Source organism: Pseudomonas sp. EL_65y_Pfl1_R83 (assembly GCF_963970695.1).
In the GTDB taxonomy this organism is placed as follows: Bacteria; Pseudomonadota; Gammaproteobacteria; order Pseudomonadales; family Pseudomonadaceae; genus Aquipseudomonas; species Aquipseudomonas tritici.
Genome location: NZ_CAXAQI010000017.1, coordinates 85,233 through 100,819, shown reverse-complemented (window position 1 = coordinate 100,819; position 15,587 = coordinate 85,233). Strand labels below are relative to the sequence as shown.

At 61.2% G+C, this 15,587-nt stretch carries 12 protein-coding genes; 3 read left to right on the top strand and 9 right to left on the bottom strand.

Translation table 11 applies throughout. The annotated features are described in order from the left end of the window. Window positions 1-86: 86 nt before the first annotated feature. The 7 genes from AACY08_RS22265 to AACY08_RS22235 form a co-directional block, all read right to left on the bottom strand. Entirely contained in the window at window positions 87-1,397 is a 1,311-nt protein-coding gene (locus tag AACY08_RS22265; protein WP_339471417.1) for a TolC family outer membrane protein, read from the bottom strand. Further along, on the bottom strand, window positions 1,394-2,719 hold the full coding sequence (locus AACY08_RS22260) for an HlyD family type I secretion periplasmic adaptor subunit (RefSeq protein ID WP_339471416.1): 1,326 nt from the start codon (window positions 2,717-2,719) through the stop codon (window positions 1,394-1,396). Before AACY08_RS22260 ends, AACY08_RS22265 begins: the two co-directional genes overlap by 4 nt. Beyond that, window positions 2,716-4,452, bottom strand: a complete 1,737-nt coding sequence (locus tag AACY08_RS22255; RefSeq protein WP_339471414.1) for a type I secretion system permease/ATPase — start codon at window positions 4,450-4,452, stop codon at window positions 2,716-2,718. Before AACY08_RS22255 ends, AACY08_RS22260 begins: the two co-directional genes overlap by 4 nt. Before the next feature lie 173 nt (window positions 4,453-4,625). Then, window positions 4,626-5,249: a heme acquisition protein HasA gene (locus tag AACY08_RS22250; protein ID WP_065875361.1), complete on the bottom strand. Its 624-nt coding sequence runs from the start codon at window positions 5,247-5,249 to the stop codon at window positions 4,626-4,628. A 104-nt stretch (window positions 5,250-5,353) separates the two neighbouring features. Continuing rightward, a complete protein-coding gene (locus AACY08_RS22245) occupies window positions 5,354-8,116 on the bottom strand; it encodes a TonB-dependent receptor (RefSeq protein ID WP_339471413.1) in 2,763 nt (920 codons plus the stop codon). Window positions 8,117-8,266: 150 nt separating this feature from the next. Beyond that, entirely contained in the window at window positions 8,267-9,265 is a 999-nt protein-coding gene (locus AACY08_RS22240; RefSeq protein WP_339471412.1) for a FecR family protein, read from the bottom strand. Between the two features lie 63 nt (window positions 9,266-9,328). Then, window positions 9,329-9,850: an RNA polymerase sigma factor gene (locus AACY08_RS22235; protein WP_049711425.1), complete on the bottom strand. Its 522-nt coding sequence runs from the start codon at window positions 9,848-9,850 to the stop codon at window positions 9,329-9,331. Between the two features lie 206 nt (window positions 9,851-10,056). Between AACY08_RS22235 and aroQ the strand changes: the two genes are divergently transcribed. Both aroQ and AACY08_RS22225 read left to right on the top strand, forming a co-directional pair. After that, the gene (aroQ, locus tag AACY08_RS22230; RefSeq protein WP_065873640.1) at window positions 10,057-10,506 is read left to right on the top strand and encodes a type II 3-dehydroquinate dehydratase; all 450 of its coding nucleotides are present in this window, start codon (window positions 10,057-10,059) and stop codon (window positions 10,504-10,506) included. Continuing rightward, window positions 10,503-11,357 carry a shikimate dehydrogenase gene (locus AACY08_RS22225; protein WP_339471411.1) on the top strand — a complete coding sequence of 285 codons (855 nt, stop codon included), beginning with the start codon at window positions 10,503-10,505 and terminating at the stop codon, window positions 11,355-11,357. Before aroQ ends, AACY08_RS22225 begins: the two co-directional genes overlap by 4 nt. Window positions 11,358-11,409: 52 nt before the next feature. On the opposite strand, the gene AACY08_RS22220 is transcribed toward AACY08_RS22225, so the two are convergent. Together AACY08_RS22220 and quiC are read right to left on the bottom strand one after the other, a co-directional pair. Further along, window positions 11,410-12,051 (bottom strand): TetR/AcrR family transcriptional regulator, encoded by a 642-nt coding sequence (locus tag AACY08_RS22220; protein WP_339416847.1) that lies wholly within the window; start codon window positions 12,049-12,051, stop codon window positions 11,410-11,412. A gap of 78 nt (window positions 12,052-12,129) precedes the next feature. Then, window positions 12,130-14,031: a 3-dehydroshikimate dehydratase QuiC gene (quiC, locus tag AACY08_RS22215; protein WP_339471410.1), complete on the bottom strand. Its 1,902-nt coding sequence runs from the start codon at window positions 14,029-14,031 to the stop codon at window positions 12,130-12,132. 210 nt (window positions 14,032-14,241) lie between these two features. Between quiC and AACY08_RS22210 the strand changes: the two genes are divergently transcribed. After that, window positions 14,242-15,576, top strand: a complete 1,335-nt coding sequence (locus AACY08_RS22210) for an MFS transporter (protein WP_339471409.1) — start codon at window positions 14,242-14,244, stop codon at window positions 15,574-15,576. The last annotated feature ends 11 nt before the right edge of the window (window positions 15,577-15,587 follow it).

Below are 15,587 nucleotides of genomic sequence, written 5' to 3'. Positions count from 1 at the left end.
GACAACCGGCTTCATATTCCCGAAGCTGTTTCACAGATTAGTAACCACAAAAAACCCGGCGAATGCCGGGTTGTAACCACTCATGCCTACGGTTGGAAATACTCCGCCAGCGCACGCAAATCCTGCTCGCTCAGCAACCCCGCGTAATACTTCAACTGAATCCTCGCCAGCAGATACGCATGCCGCGCATTCGCTAAATCGCGACGGGCGGTGAGGAGTTGTTGCTCGGCGTCGAGTACATCAAGGTTCACCCGTTCACCGCCGGTGACGCTCTTTTTAGTCGCGGTCACCAAGGCGGTGGCGGAGCTGACGGCCATTTCATAGGCGCGCACTTTGGCCGCGCCGCTGGTGTTGAGGTTGAACTGCTTGCGCAACTCCACCAGCGTCGCCGAGGTTTGCGCGTCCAGCTCATACTGGGCCTGGGACAGCTGGTTCGCCGCCTGGCGCGTGGAGGCCGACACCCCGCCGCCGGCAAACAGCGGCAGGCTGACCTGGATGCCGACGCTGTTGGTGTCGTATTTCTGGTTGTAGCTGCTTTCCGAGTCGGAGCTGGTCTGGCGGCTGGTGGCGTACAGGTTGACCTTGGGCAGGTGGCCAGCGCGTTTGCGCTCCACTTCATAGGCGGCCACGTCCAGGGCGTGGTGCTGGGATTTAAGCTCCGGGTTATTGGCCATGGCCATGTCGCGCCAGGTTTCGAAACGGTTGGGTTCCAGGGGTGGGATCTCGAATTGGCGGGTCAGCGGCGCCAGCGCTTCGATCTGCAACGGTTGGTCGACGATGGCTTCCAGCTCGCGCAGGGCGCTGTCTTGAGCGTCCTGGGATTCAATTTCTTCGGCCTGCGCCAGGCTCAGGCGCGCCTGGGTTTCCAGCACATCCGTACGTGTGCCTTCACCGCCCTTGAGCAGGCGATCATTGAGTTGCAGGCGCTCGGCAAACGCGCGTTTCTGCGCCCGACTCAACTCAATGCGCTCCTGCGCCAGCAACGCCTGGCTGTAGGCGCTGAGCACGCGCACGGCCAGTTCCTGGCTCTTGCCGCGAAAGCGCTCGTCAGCCATCAACGCCTGGGCGGTGCCCTGGCGAAAACGCGCGTAGGCTTCGTAATCCAGCAAGGGCTGCTGCAAGGTCAGGGTCGATGCATAGCTGCGGTAGTCACGGTCGCTGGTGACATCACCCGCCGTCACTTCAGACTCATTGCGCGAGTTGTTATAGCTCCACGACAAGTTGGGCAACAACGCCGCACGGCCGATCACGCGATGCTCTTCACCGGCTTCACGTTCCTGGATGGCGGCCTGAAAAGTCGGATCATTACGTAGGGCCAAGTCGTAGGCATCCAGTAAACCCAAGGCATGTGCCGCCGAGGTACAACCGAAACACAAGGTAAACAGCAGCGCCTTCATTCTTCCACCAGGGCCATATGGGTACGGTCCAGCAGGGGTTTGAACAGGTAGTTGAGCATCGAGCGCTCACCGGTTTTGACGAAGGTTTCCACCGGCATGCCCGGGCGTATCCGTGCACCGTCGAGCTGCTGCATACCCGCCGCGCTAACCTGGGCGCGCAGTGTGTAATACGGTTCGTCGGTGCGTTCATCGACCTGGCGGTCGGCAGAAACCAGCGTCACCTCGCCGGCCACCCGTGGCGTGGTCGACTGGTTGAACGCCGAGAACAGCAGCTCCACTGGCAAGCCCGGATGCACCTTGTCGACCATCTGCACTGGCACTCGCGCTTCGACCAGCAACGGTTCGCCTTGCGGCACGATGTCCATCAGTGCCTGGCCGGGCTTGATCACGCCGCCTTCGGTGTACACGTCCAACCCCACCACCACACCAGAGGCGGGGGCGCGCACCAGGCTGTTGGCCAGTTCGAACTCGGCCGAGGCCAGGCGATTGCGCAGGTCGTCGCTGCGGGTGCGGGTCTCGGCCAACTGGCCGCGCAGGTCTTTCTGGAAGTCTTCGCCGAGCTGGCGAATGCGCAAGCGCAGCTCGAGGACCTGGCGTTGCAACTGACCGATACGGCCGTAGTCCTCGGCAATGGCGCCGTCGATTTGTGAGTACAGGCGTTCACTGTCGAGCAGGCGGTTGCGCGGAATGTAGCCGTCACGTGCCAACTCGCGCAGGCCTTGCAGTTGCTCATTCAACGCCGCGCGTTGCTGGACCTTGCTCGCTTGCGAATCCCGCGTGCCGCGCAACTGCGCCTCGGCCCCGGCGATGGTTTCGCGCAGGCCTTGTTGCTCGGTTGCCAAGGCCTGGGCGCGGCTATTGAACAGTTGCCGTTGCAGGTTCAGGGTGCTCGCCGCCTCAGGATCGTTGAGCAGTTCAGGGCCGAAGGTGATCGCCGACAACCCTTCGCTTTCGGCATTCAAGCGCGCTTCGCTGGCCAGGGACGCCACGTACTGGCTGCGCAGGGACTGCATCTGCCCGCGCAACGGGGTTTCCTTCAAGCGCAGCAGCACTTGGCCCGCGTTGACCACATCACCGTCGCGCACCTCGATACGTTCGACGATGCCACCGGCTGGGTGCTGCACGGTCTTGCGATGGCCCGAGACCATGACCTTGCCCGGCACCGCCACGCCTTTATCGAGTGGCGCCAATGCCGCCCAACCGAGGAACCCGGCAAAGCCACCGAGTACCAACAGCCAGCCCAGGCGTGAGTATTTTTTGTCATCCAGCGCCAGCACGTTGTTTGGGGCGTCGCTGATCAACACAGGTTTGCTCTGGCTCATGCCTGTTTTCCTTCACCGAGGCGGTAACTCATGCTCATGGTCGACACCGGCTTGCTCGTTGCCGGCTTCTGCCGTGCCTCCAACACGCGCGCCGTCGGCCCGAAAGCCTGCAGCTGGCCTTCCTTGAGGATCAGCAAGTGGTCGGTCAGGCTCAGCACGTTGGGTTTATGGGTGATCAGGACCACAGTGCGGCGCTGTTGCTTGAGCTGGGCGATGGCCTGGAGCAAGGCCTGCTCGCCCACTTCGTCGAGGTTGGCGTTGGGTTCGTCCAGTACGATCAGTGCGGGCAGGCCGTACAGCGCACGGGCCAGTGCTACGCGTTGCTTCTGGCCACCGGATAAGCCTGCGCCGCCCTCGCCCAGTTGCGTCTCGTAGCCTTGGGGCAGTTGCAGGATCAGCTCATGCACGCCGGCCATTTGCGCGGCAGCCAGAACCTTCTCCGCGTCAACCTCGGCAAACCGCGCGATGTTTTCTGCGAGGCTGCCGGCAAACAATTGGATATCTTGCGGCAGGTAACCGATGTGCGGCCCCAACTGCTGTTTGTCCCACAAAGCCAGGTCGGCGCCGTCCAGCCGCACCTTGCCGGCCAAGGGTGCCCAGGCGCCCACCAGTACTCGGGCCAAGGTGGATTTACCGCAGCCCGACGGCCCGATCACCCCCAGTACGTCGCCCGCCGCCACGTTAAAACCCAGGTTGGCCAGCGCCGGCCGACGGCTGCCGGGCGCGCAGGCGCTAATCTGCTCCACGCTCAGCTGGCCTTTGGGCACCGGCAGGCTCATGCGTTCCGGTCGTGCGGGGTTGGCCGCCAGCATCTGTGATAACCGATCAAACGCCAGGCGCGCCGACCCCCACTGTTTCCACACGCCAATCAACTGGTCGATCGGGCTGAGCACGCGGCCCATCAGAATCGAGCCGGCAATCATCATCCCCGGCGTGATATCGCCCTGCACCGCCAGCAATGCGCCCAGGCCCAGCACCAAGGACTGCAACGCCAGGCGCACGCCCTTGGACCAGGCGGTGACGGTCGCGGTCTTTTCGCTGGCCAGGTTCTGCTGCGCCAGGAACGCCTGATGCTGGCCGAACCAACGCCCGCGCAACGTAGCAAGCATGCCCATGGCTTCGATGGTGTCGGCATTGCGCAGGTTGGCCGTGGCCTGCTGGCTGGCACTGATGGACAGTTGGCTGGCCAGGGCCATCGGCGCCTGGCTGACGTGATGGTTGACCCACGCCAGCACAATCAACACCACCGCCCCGACCAGCGCCAGCAGGCCGAGCCAGGGGTGAAACAGGAAGATCACCAACAGGTACACCGGAAACCACGGCGCATCAAAAAACGCGAACAACGCCTGGCCAGTGGCGAACTGGCGCAGGGTGGTCAGGTCATGCAGCGCCTGCCCCGCCGCCTGGGTGCCACCCTTGAGTTGCGCTTCGAACGCGGCGTCGTAAACCCGCTGGTTCAAGCGCATGTCCATCTGCGTGCCGAGGCGGATCACCACCTGGCTGCGCACCCATTCCAACGCGCCCATCAGGCCGAACAGGCCGAGGATCATCAGCGTCAGCATCAACAGGGTCATCTGATTGCCCGAGGCCAACACCCGGTCGTACACCTGCAGCATGTACAGCGCCGGGGCGAGCATCAGCAGGTTGATCACCGCCGAGAACAGGCCGATGTTGAAGAAGCCACTTTTATAGGCCGCGAGGGCGGCCAGGGTTTCGTTGCCGGCGTGGCGCATCAGGGGACTCTCATGGGGTTGGGCGCGCAGCGTCGCCGCGTTGACAGGCGATACGACGCTGCGCAGAATTCGGCACCGCTGTCGCCCGAAGAATTAGAAGGCTTAGGCGACAGCGGTGTAATGCGGCGAATGGGAGAGCGATCTTCCATTCGCTTTTTTCATGCAGCAGAGGTTCAGGCCGCGAGGGCCCAGTCCTGCGCAGCGTCTTGCACGCCCACCAGCGCCACGTCGGTGGTGGCAGCGGTGGCCGCGTGTGCAGCCAACCCAGCGCTGACTTCGTCAAAGGTGCTGGCGGTGGACAGGCCGAAATCGTCCAGCAGGTCGTTGAGCACGGTTTCCAGTGCCGACGTGTTGCCTTGCATCAAGCCGTAGATCACGCTCTGCACTTCGTTGCCGGTGCGGCCTGCGCCTTCAGCGGCAAACAGGTCGAGACCGTTGAACGCTACCTTGTAGGCACTCAGGTCAAAATCGCTGCCTGCGCCGCCGGTCAGGCCCGTGCCCAGTTCGACGTTATCCAGGTTGCCCCACAGGTAGTGGTTCAGGTTGCTGCTGGCCGGCAAGGCCGGGTTGAACACATAGTGCAGGCCGTTGCTGGTGTTGCTGTCGGCGATAAACGCGTAGTCGGAGTTGTTGGCGCCATGCGTCGAATACTGATCGCCACTGAAGGTGCCGTTGCTGAAACCGCCGGTGTTACCGGTGCCATGACCTGCGGTGGCGAAACCTATGGCCCAGTCCGTCAGGTAGTCGGACAGCGACGTAGTGCCCAGGTACGACTCGTAACTAACAGAAATAGTCATCACTAAACCTCGTTATAAACAGCGCTATTGATCAGTACGCAGGTGCGCACTTTTTGCCCAACCCTGGGCAAAACCGTGGGTGGATCCAGTGCCTGCGCACCGGATCAGAATGTGTATTCGAGCATTCCGCTCAGCGTGCGTCCGCGCGCCAGGCTCAGGTTGTTGGCATCGCCCATGGCGACGAAATACGCCTCGTCCGTGGCGTTTTCCAACGCCAGCGCGATATTCAATTGATCGGTCATCCAGTAACTGGCGTAGAGGTCATACACGGTGTACTTGGGCCACATGGCCTGGTCGATGAACTGGTAACCCTGGTTATTCAGGTTTTCCCCATTACCGGAGCTGTAGCGAACACGAACGCCCGTATCCAGGCGCTTCTCCAGGAAGCGTGCACCCACCGTCACTGAACCCCGATCCGCCGGTGTATACGTGGCGTTGCCCATGATTCGGCCACAGCTTTCCTTGCTGTTGGCGACGTCGTCATCCAGCACTTCATATTTAGTGACAGGCCTTCGCCCAATCGTGCCGTTGGGGCGCACGTACGTCTCGATCACGGTGGTTGAAGGCCCGTTCTTCTTCGCACCGCCCATGTAATAGTTCTTCGAGCAGAACTCATTCGTGCCGATCATGTGGGTGTAGCTGAGGTTGGTGTAAGCCCGGCCCATGTCGTAGTTGAATTGGTACTCAAGGCCTCTGAACCGGGTGTCATTGAGGTTATTGGTGTACGCCATGATCCCGTTGAAACCGCCCACGGAGGTTTCCGGCAAACTCACGCTGGTATTGAGGAAGGTGAAATTCTTAATCTTGGTGTCGAAGTACGCCACCTTGATGCCCAGTCGGTCGTCATTGAAAAACAACGACTCCTTGAACACGTTCATCCCCACTTCCCAATCACGGGACTCTTCGGGCTTGAGGTAGGGGTTGGGAAACACTCGCTCACCCGAACCGCCACCGTGCGGGCGGCCGCTCATGAAGGTTTCCGTCACGGCCGGCGGGCGCCAGCCTTGGCCCCAGCGGGCATACAGTTGCAGCCAGTCGAGCCCGGGCTTGATGCCGATACCAAAGGTCGGAGAGAACTGCCCCTGCTCACGATCAATATCGAAAATGTCCTCGACGCGCTTGGCGCCTACCGAGCTTGAGTAAAAGCGGTCGCGCTTCCAGAGCGTCATCCCCGTAACGCCTTCCAGCCGATAACGGTCGTAACGCAGGCCGGCATCCACGGTCAGCCAATCGTCATAGTCGTATTGGAGGGTGTTGAACAGGCTGGCGATGGTGCGCTTGCCTTCCGGGTCTGCACTGGGGGTGTAGGGCAATGAACCGCTGGCGATCGTATTGCTCGATTCGACCTTGTTGGTGCTGGGCTTGAACTTGTCTTGATACATCTCCAAGCCATAGCTCCAACTCAAGTGCCCCACGCGGCCCAGGTCAAAGCGCGATGTGTTTTCGCCTTGCAGGCCCCAGGTGTCGGTCTGGAAATGGTCGGTGTAGCCCGGGGTGTAGTTGCCAGAACTCACGGACGCCGTGTTGGGTGCGTTGGCGCGATCCAGTTGGGTGGTGACGATATACAGCTTGGCCTTGAAATCTATCAGCGGGTTATCCGGGCTGTAGCTGTAGTCCAGCGCGACGTTTTTCGCGTTGAGGTTGTTTTTGCTGGTACGCAGGTAGTAGGTGCTCTGAAGGTCATCGGCGATGTAGCCCCAGGCATCGTTACTGTCGGCGTCGCTTTCCAGGTAGCTCAACTGCACGCGCTGATCGTTGGGCAGGTTCAGGCCAAGCTTTACGATCTGCGAGCGGGTCACGCTGCCGGTGTCGCCGACTTCGCTGTTCAACCAGTCGTCAAAGGCTACCGGAGCGTACTTTCTGGCCCGCATGTTAGTGCCCAGGTTATCCGCGTTGCGCTTGCCGCCACGGTAGTTACCGAAGTGGCGCTCGCTGTACCCCAGCATGACATCGCCGCGCTCATCACCGAAGGCAAACACGCCACTGCCATTGAAGTCGGTGCCGTTGCCCAGTTCACCGATGCCGCTGCCGGCGCGAACTCGCCCGCCGTATTCTTTGCCGTCCTTGAGAAACTCGCTGGCGTCCAACGTCTTGAACGACGCAATACCGCCCAGCACCGCCGCACCGCCCTGCCCCGACTGGCTGCCCTTGTCGATCTGGATGCTGGAGACGAACTCCGGATCGATCAGCATGGTGCCGTTGCGTTGCTGGTGGCCGTTGACGTTGAAGTTCTGGCGCATGCCGTCGATGTTCATGTTGACGCGGCCGTAGTCCTGCACGCCGCGAATATTCACCGACAGCCCAGGATCGCGCTGGTTGACGGCGGTGTAGACCCCGGCGGTTTCTTCAAGCATGTCGGCGGCGTGACGGGGCGGGCGTTTATCGATCATGTCACGGCTGATCACGGCCACAGACTTTGGGCTCTGGTACACCCAGTCGCTGGCCTGGCCGTGGGTGTTGTTGCCAGTAATGGTGGTGGTACCCACCGTCATGGCGCCGTCATGGTCGTCGCTGACGCGGCTGAGGGAGACCTGGCGGTCGCTGGTGAAGCGGTATTCCACTGGCGCAGCGCCAAGCAAACGGCCCAGCCCTTCCTGCACGCTGAAACGGCCCTTGAGTGCGGTGCTGTTCAAGCCGCGCAGACGCTGGCTATCAAACAGCACTTGCAGGCCGGCTTGGTCGGCAAAAGCCAGTACGGCGACGCCCAGAGGTTGCGCAGGAACATCGAACATCAACACGGCGGGCTGGGCGGCGTTACCTGCCTGCGGCTGCGCGGCATACACGGGTGCCGTTACCGCGAACAGGCCCAAGTGAATGGCCAGGGCTAACCGGCTACCGGTGGTGCGCCCCTTGTTGAGTGCTGACATTTCTGTTGTTCCCTGCGCTGAGCGTTTTTGTTTGTGAGAATGCTTCTCACCTAGCAAGACGTGCGGCGCGCAGGAAGTCAGTAAGACTTTTCGAAAGTTTTTTAAGGAGGGAGGCGTTCGGCGGGTGGGAGAAGGCCTCCCACCGGGTATTCAATAGATCAGGCTGAGGCCTGCCAGGTCCAAGCGTTGCACTTGCAGTTCCTGGGTGAGGGTGGCTAGGGCGGTGTCGAGCAAGTCGAGGCGAAACACGCCGCTGACTTCGCGTTCGCCCAGTTGCGCGTCTGTCAGCACGATGCGGCCAGGGCGGTAGCGGTTGAGTTGCTGGATGACGTTGGCCAGGGGCTGGCGATCAAAAATCAACACGCCGCGTCGCCAACTGGTGGCGCGCTCCACATCGAATTGATCCAGGGGCACGATGCCTTCCTGAGGGTTGTAGCGTGCGGCCTGGCCTTCTTTGAGCACCCTGTCGGCCGCGCCTTTTTTCGGCGAGGCTTGCAGGGAAACCTCGACACTGTGCTGCAGCATGCCGACCCAGGCCTGGCTATCGCCCTCGCGTTCCACCACAAACCGCGTGCCCAAGGCCCGGGTTTGCCCTCCGGCGCTCTGCACCACGAAGGGCCGGTTTTCCTCGCCCACCATCGGCGCCACGTCAAAAATCGCCGAGCCCTGGATCAGGCTGATGCGCCGCTGTACGCCGTCGTAGTCCAGGCGGATGGCACTGGCGGAATCCAACTCGACCTTGCTGCCATCGGCCAGGTGCACGGTGCGCACTTCGCCTTTCTGGGTGATGTAATCGGCTTGCATGCGCAGCAACATGTCCGGGCCGCGCACCCAGCCGACGCCCGCCGCCACCACAACCAGCGCGACGGCAGCCGCGCGTTGCCATGACCTGCGCCGCGTGGAGCGGCGCACCGGCAGCGTGGCGGCTGGGGGCCGCTGGCGATGCACCGGCTCTTCCTTATGCACCTCGCCCAATGCCGCCCACGTCTGTTCGGCAAAACGCAGTGCCGCTTCGTGGCGACTGTCGCAGGCGATCCAATGCCGCAGCTCGGCCTGCTCCTGGTCGGTCAGGGCACCGGCGTGCAAGCGCACCGCCCACTCGGCGGCCGCCTCGGTAATGCTGTGCTGTTGCGGACCCTGGCTATTCACGTGTGAATCTCGAATTTTTCGTTATATAACGCTGTGACGTCTGACCTGGCGTATTTCGGTAACTCATTCGTCGGATGGCACCCCCTCGCCGTCCTGCAAGCGCTGCATCACGTAGGCCAAGGCCTTGGCCAAGTGCTTTTGCACGGAGCTGTCGGAGATGTCCAGGTGCCGGGCGACCTGGGCGTGGGTCATGCCTTCGATACGGTTGAGACGGAAAATCTGCTGGGTGCGCTCCGGCAACTCCGCCAGTGCCTGCTTCAATGCCTGTCGCTGTTGCTGCGCCATTGCCTGAGCCTCCAACCCGGCCACTTCATCTTCAATCTCGGCCAGCGCCTCATGGGGCACGGAGTCTGTCTTGCGCCGCGCTTCCTGGCGAATATGGTCGATCAGCAGATTGCTCGCCGTCCGATAGAGATAGCCCTGGGAGTTGTCGATGCGCTCGCCGGCCGGTTTTTCCGCCAGGCGCAGGAAGCTCTCCTGCACCAGGTCTGCGGCCAACTGCGGGTCCCGTACCTTGCGCGCCAGATACCCGCGCAAGGTATCGGCGTGCTTGAGAAACAGGCCTTTGAGATCCACGTCCGACAAACCGACTCCCTGGAATGTTAAGGAAACAGGCGGCATCTTAAGCGTTGTCGAGAATGATTTTCAATTGATATCTAATCTGATTCAACTGTGCGAAAGGTCTGATTAACGGTTCGATTATCGAACACATCCGCCGCCATCAATTGACCAAATTAACTAACCAGTACATTTTATCCACACAACTAACAAGAACTGTGGAGAAACCCTCAATGCCGCCCATCGTGCTGGTGCTCAATGGCCCCAACCTCAACTTGCTCGGCACCCGCGAGCCCGCCACTTACGGCCATGAAACCCTCGCCGATGTCGCCGCGCTGTGTGGCCGCAGCGCCGAACAGCTCGGGCTGAAAATCGAATTTCGCCAGACCAACCACGAAGGCGAATTGCTCGAGTGGATCCACGGCGCCCGCGCCCGTTGCGCTGGCATCGTGATCAACCCTGCGGCCTGGACCCACACCTCCGTAGCCATTCGCGACGCGCTGGTAGCCAGTGAAGTGCCGGTGATTGAGGTGCACCTGTCCAACGTGCATGCCCGTGAAGCGTTCCGCCATCACTCCTTTGTGTCGCCCATCGCCAAGGCAGTGCTGGCGGGGTTCGGCAGCCATGGCTACCACCTGGCCCTGGAACATTTCAGCCATCTGCTAAAAGGATCGGCCCGATGAAACCGCGCATCCTCGCTGGCCTGATCGGTGCCGGCATCCAGGCTTCCCGCACGCCGGCCCTGCATGAACGGGAAGGCGACGCCCAAGGCCTGCGCTACCTGTATCGCTTGATCGACCTTGAGCCCCTGCACTTGGACATCAACGCCCTGCCCGACCTGCTGCATGCCGCCGAGCTGATGCACTTCACCGGGCTGAACATTACCTATCCGTGCAAACAGGCGATCCTGGCGCTGCTCGATGAACTGTCCGACGAGGCCCGCGGCATCGGTGCGGTCAATACAGTGGTGTTCAAGGACGGCAAACGTATCGGCCACAACACCGATTGCCTGGGGTTCGCCGAAGGGTTTCGGCGCAACTTGAATGACGTGGCGCGCCAACGTGTGGTGCAGATGGGCGCTGGCGGTGCGGGCGCAGCGGTGGCCCACGCGCTGTTGGCGGAAGGTGTCGAGCAGTTGAGCATTTTCGACGTGGACGCCAATCGCGCCCGTGACCTTGTGGATAACCTCACGCAACGTTTCGGTGCTGGCCGGGCCCAGGTCGGCAACCACTTGGAGAACGCGATGGCCGAGGCCGACGGCGTGGTCAATACCACGCCGATGGGTATGGCCAAGCTGCCCGGCACACCGGTGCCGGTCGCTCTGTTGCGCACTGAGTTATGGGTCGCGGAAATCGTGTATTTCCCACTCGAGACCGAGCTGCTGCGCGACGCCCGCGCCTTGGGCTGCCGCACGCTGGATGGCGGCAACATGGCGGTGTTTCAGGCGGTGAAGGCGTTTGAGTTGTTCAGTGGGGAAGTGCCGGATGCAGACCGGATGTTGGCGCACTTCCAGAGCATGAACGTTTCACTGTAGGAACCGAATCCAAATGTGGGGCTTGCATTTCAGCCTCGAGCCTCGCATGGACTCAAACCTGCAAATAGCGCATCACCGAGTCACAAATCATGTCCCGGTGCCGCTGTTTAATCGCTTCATCCGACAACTCAATTTGAAAGATCTCACTGAACGTATGGCGGTTGGACACACGGTAAAAGCTGAACGAGTTGATCAGCAAGTGCACGTCCAGCGGCTCCAGCCCCTCGCGAAACACCCCCATCTCGGCCCCGCGACGCAACGTCGTGCCCAGCGCTTCGAGAATGTTGCTGTTCATCGCCTTGATCGCATCCGAGCGCTTCACGTACTCGGCATTGTGGATATTTTCGATGCTGACAATGCGCACGAAATCCACGTTCTGGTCGTGGTGATCAAAGGTGAATTCCACCAGCCGACGGATCGCTTCGCGCGGTTCCAGCGCGGTGAGGTTCATCTGGGTTTCGGTAGTGCGGATGTCGCCGTAGAGCTTCTCCAGCACCTCGACGTACAACTGCTCCTTGCTGCCGAAGTAGTAATAGATCATGCGCTTGGAGGTGTGGATGCGCTCGGCGATCGCATCCACGCGAGCGCCGGAAAGGCCCTGCTGGACAAACTCCACAATGGCTTCCTGGAGTATGTTCTCGCGGGTCTTTTCCGGGTTGTTCTTACGACTCTTGCGGGGTGCCTCGGAGGTCATGGTGCGCTCACGGCCAGTGTTGTGCAGGCCGTGATTATGGGCCGCGATGCGGCCTGAAAGAAAGCACCGGACCCGCCGTTATAAACGCGCCTGGCGAACCGCACCGCTGCGCGATTTGGCCATTGCCGCCAAGCGCACCGCCACATTGGCCGCACCGTAGCCGGCATAGCCATTCTTGCGCTGGATGATCTCGAAGAAAAACCGCCCTTCGAACGGCTCGGTGTACACATGAAACAACTCACCGCCCTGGGCGTCGCGGTCGTACAGCACGTTGTAGTACGCCAGCTCGCTGAGGAACGCCTCGTCAAAATCGAAACGTGCCGCCAGGTCATCGTAATAGTTGAGCGGGATATCCAGCAGCGGCACCCCCGCCTCCTTGGCGCGGCTCACTTCGGCGAAAATATCTGCGCAATCGAAGGCAATGTGGTGCACGCCCGAGCCGCGATAGCTCGACAGGGCATGGGAAATGGCGGTATTGCGGTTCTCGGAGATGTTCAGCGGAAGGCGAATCGAGCTGCAACGGCTGCGCAGTGCACGGCTTTTCACCAGGCCGTAAGGATCGGGCAGCACCACTTCATCATCGGCCTCGAAATCCAGCAGGCTCTTGTAGAACAGCACCCAACTGTCGAGGCTGTCGGCCGGCAGGGCCATCGCCATATGGTCAATACGCAACAGGCCTGCGCTGGCCGTCGAAGCGGTTTGCAGGTTGAAGTCGGTGTCGTACAGCGTGCCTTCGCTGGGGTCCACCAAGTAAATCAGGCTGCCATCCGGTGCGCGCACGGCCGCCAATTCCAGCTCGTTGGGCCCGACCAGGCCACGATACGGCTGGCCCTTGTAGGCCACCGCGCGCTCCAGCGCCTTGGCGCTGTCCTTGACCCGGATCGCGGTGGCGCACAACGACGGCCCGTGGGCCTCGAAAAAATTGTGGGCGAAAGAATAGGGTTCGCAGTTGAGGATCAGATTGATATCACCCTGGCGCAGCAGGCTCACGCTCTTGGAGCGATGCTGCCCGGCCTTGACAAAGCCCAGGCGCTCGAGCCAATGGGTGAGCTTGGCGCCAAGGCTTTCATCGACAGCGAATTCGAGGAACTCGATACCGTCATATTCGCTGGCCGCCGGGGTATCAAACAGGATCTCGACCGGTTGCACCGTTGCTTCCTGCTTCAGGCGTTCGCGGGTTTTCTCCTCCAGGTACAGCAAGGAGCGCAGGCCATCCGCCGCATTCGCGCGGGTGGGCGCGGCGCGGAAGCCGTCGTTGAAGATTTCCAGGGACAATGGCCCGGTGTAGCCACTCTTGATGATCGGCGCGAGGAACCCCGCCAGGTCGAATTCGCCCTGGCCGGGGAAGCAGCGGAAATGTCGGCTCCACTCCAGGACGTCCATGGCCAGGATCGGCGCGTCGGCCATTTGTACAAAAAAGATCTTGTCGCCGGGGATCTCGGCAATGGCACTCGGGTCGCCTTTGAGGGACAGGGTGTGAAAGCTGTCGAGCAGTACGCCCAAGTTTGGGTGATCAACCTGACGCACCAGGTTCCACACCTGTTGCCAAGTGTTCACATGCCGGCCCCAGGCCAGGGCTTCATAGCCGATGCGCAGGCCACGGCGACCGGCGTGTTCGGCCAACAGGCTCAGGTCATCGAGCAAAATGCGCTCGTCACCTACACAGTCGGCCGACGCATTGCTGCAGACTAGCACCAGGTCGGTGCCCAGCTCTTGCATCAAGTCGAACTTACGCTCGGCGCGTTCCAGGTTGCGCGCCAGCCTGTCGCGGCGGCAGCCTTCAAAGTCACGAAACGGCTGGAACAAGGTGATGGCAATACCGAGGTCGGCGCACATCTGCCTGACTTCACGGGGGCTGCCGTCGTAGTACAACAAGTCGTTCTCGAAGATTTCGACCCCATCAAACCCGGCGGCGGCAATGGCTTCGAGCTTTTCCGGCAGGGTGCCGCTCAAGGAAACAGTGGCGATGGAACGTTGCATGGGCGACTCCCGGAAATTGTTGTTTGCAGTAAATTATTCGCCCCCAGCCTACACGCAGCAATTAAAATGTACGAACCGGTTAGTTTTTAGTGCGATTATCGAACACTATGCCGGTTTGGCGAATTGACGATTTTTTAGCCACTGCGCACCATCAATGACGCAACAGACCCAGAACACACCATAAAAATTTCAAAAAACGGGTACGACCTCATGCCTCTGCAAAACTCCGCCCTGGCCGCGCGCCCGGGCACCCCGCACGCCGGCATCGGCGACAAGATCCGCGGCGCCCTGGCCGTGGGTAAAACGCGCTGGGGCATGCTGGCCCTGGTGTTTTTCGCCACCACCCTGAACTACATCGACCGCGCCGCGTTAGGCGTCATGCAGCCGATCCTCGCCAAAGAGATGAGTTGGACGGCGATGGACTACGCCAACATTAACTTCTGGTTCCAGGTCGGCTACGCCATCGGCTTTGTGCTGCAGGGCCGACTGATCGACCGAGTGGGCGTGAAACGCGTGTTCTTCTGCGCGGTATTGCTGTGGAGCCTGGCGACGGGCGCCCACGGCCTGGCCACTTCGGCGCTAGGCTTTATGGTGTGTCGCTTCATCCTCGGGCTCACCGAAGCCGCCAACTACCCGGCGTGCGTCAAAACCACGCGCCTGTGGTTCCCGGCCGGTGAGCGTGCGGTGGCGACCGGTATCTTCAACGCCGGCACCAACGTGGGCGCGATGATGACGCCGATGCTGTTGCCGTTGATCCTGCAGGTGTGGGGCTGGCAGGCGGCGTTCCTGTGCATGGCGTCACTTGGCGCGATCTGGCTGGTGTTCTGGGGTTTGAAGTACTACAACCCGGAAGACCATCCGACGGTTAAACAATCCGAACTGGACTACGTGCAACGGGAAATCGAACCGGAACAACCCGGCGTACCCTTCAGCCGTATCCTGCGCATGCGCGGCACCTGGGCCTTCGCCATCGCCTACGCGCTGACCGCGCCAGTGTTCTGGTTCTACCTGTACTGGCTGCCGCCGTTCCTGAATCAGCAATACAACCTGGGCATCAACGTCACGCAGATGGGCATCCCGCTGATCATCATTTACCTGACCGCCGACTTCGGCAGCGTGGGAGGCGGGATTCTGTCGTCATTCCTGATCGGCCGTGGCATGAACTCGATCAAGGCGCGGCTGCTGTCGATGCTGCTGTTTGCCTGCTGCATCGTCAGCGTGATCATGGCTGCCGGCTCCAGCCAGCTGTGGGTCGCCGTGTTTGCCATCTCCCTGGCGATTGGTGCGCATCAGGCCTGGACCGCCAACATCTGGAGCCTGGTGATGGACTACACGCCCAAGCACATGATGAGCACGGTGTTTGGTTTCGGCGGCATGTGCGCGGCCATCGGCGGTATGTTCATGACTCAGATCGTCGGCCACATCCTTACCGTGACCAACAATAACTACACCGTGTTGTTCACGCTGATCCCGGCGATGTACTTCATTGCGCTGACCTGGATGTACTTCATGGCGCCGCGCAGAATTCCTACCGTAGACGTCTGAGCTTCCCCCTG

What these genes read in the sequence shown, in the direction of transcription:
- AACY08_RS22265 (WP_339471417.1), bottom strand. Translation starts at nt 1,397, where the DNA reads ATGAAGGCGCTGCTGTTTACCTTGTGTTTCGGTTGTACCTCGGCGGCA.
- AACY08_RS22260 (WP_339471416.1), bottom strand. Translation starts at nt 2,719, where the DNA reads ATGAGCCAGAGCAAACCTGTGTTGATCAGCGACGCCCCAAACAACGTG.
- AACY08_RS22255 (WP_339471414.1), bottom strand. Translation starts at nt 4,452, where the DNA reads ATGCGCCACGCCGGCAACGAAACCCTGGCCGCCCTCGCGGCCTATAAA.
- AACY08_RS22250 (WP_065875361.1), bottom strand. Translation starts at nt 5,249, where the DNA reads ATGACTATTTCTGTTAGTTACGAGTCGTACCTGGGCACTACGTCGCTG.
- AACY08_RS22245 (WP_339471413.1), bottom strand. Translation starts at nt 8,116, where the DNA reads ATGTCAGCACTCAACAAGGGGCGCACCACCGGTAGCCGGTTAGCCCTG.
- aroQ (WP_065873640.1), top strand. Translation starts at nt 10,057, where the DNA reads ATGCCGCCCATCGTGCTGGTGCTCAATGGCCCCAACCTCAACTTGCTC.
- AACY08_RS22225 (WP_339471411.1), top strand. Translation starts at nt 10,503, where the DNA reads ATGAAACCGCGCATCCTCGCTGGCCTGATCGGTGCCGGCATCCAGGCT.
- AACY08_RS22220 (WP_339416847.1), bottom strand. Translation starts at nt 12,051, where the DNA reads ATGACCTCCGAGGCACCCCGCAAGAGTCGTAAGAACAACCCGGAAAAG.
- quiC (WP_339471410.1), bottom strand. Translation starts at nt 14,031, where the DNA reads ATGCAACGTTCCATCGCCACTGTTTCCTTGAGCGGCACCCTGCCGGAA.
- AACY08_RS22210 (WP_339471409.1), top strand. Translation starts at nt 14,242, where the DNA reads ATGCCTCTGCAAAACTCCGCCCTGGCCGCGCGCCCGGGCACCCCGCAC.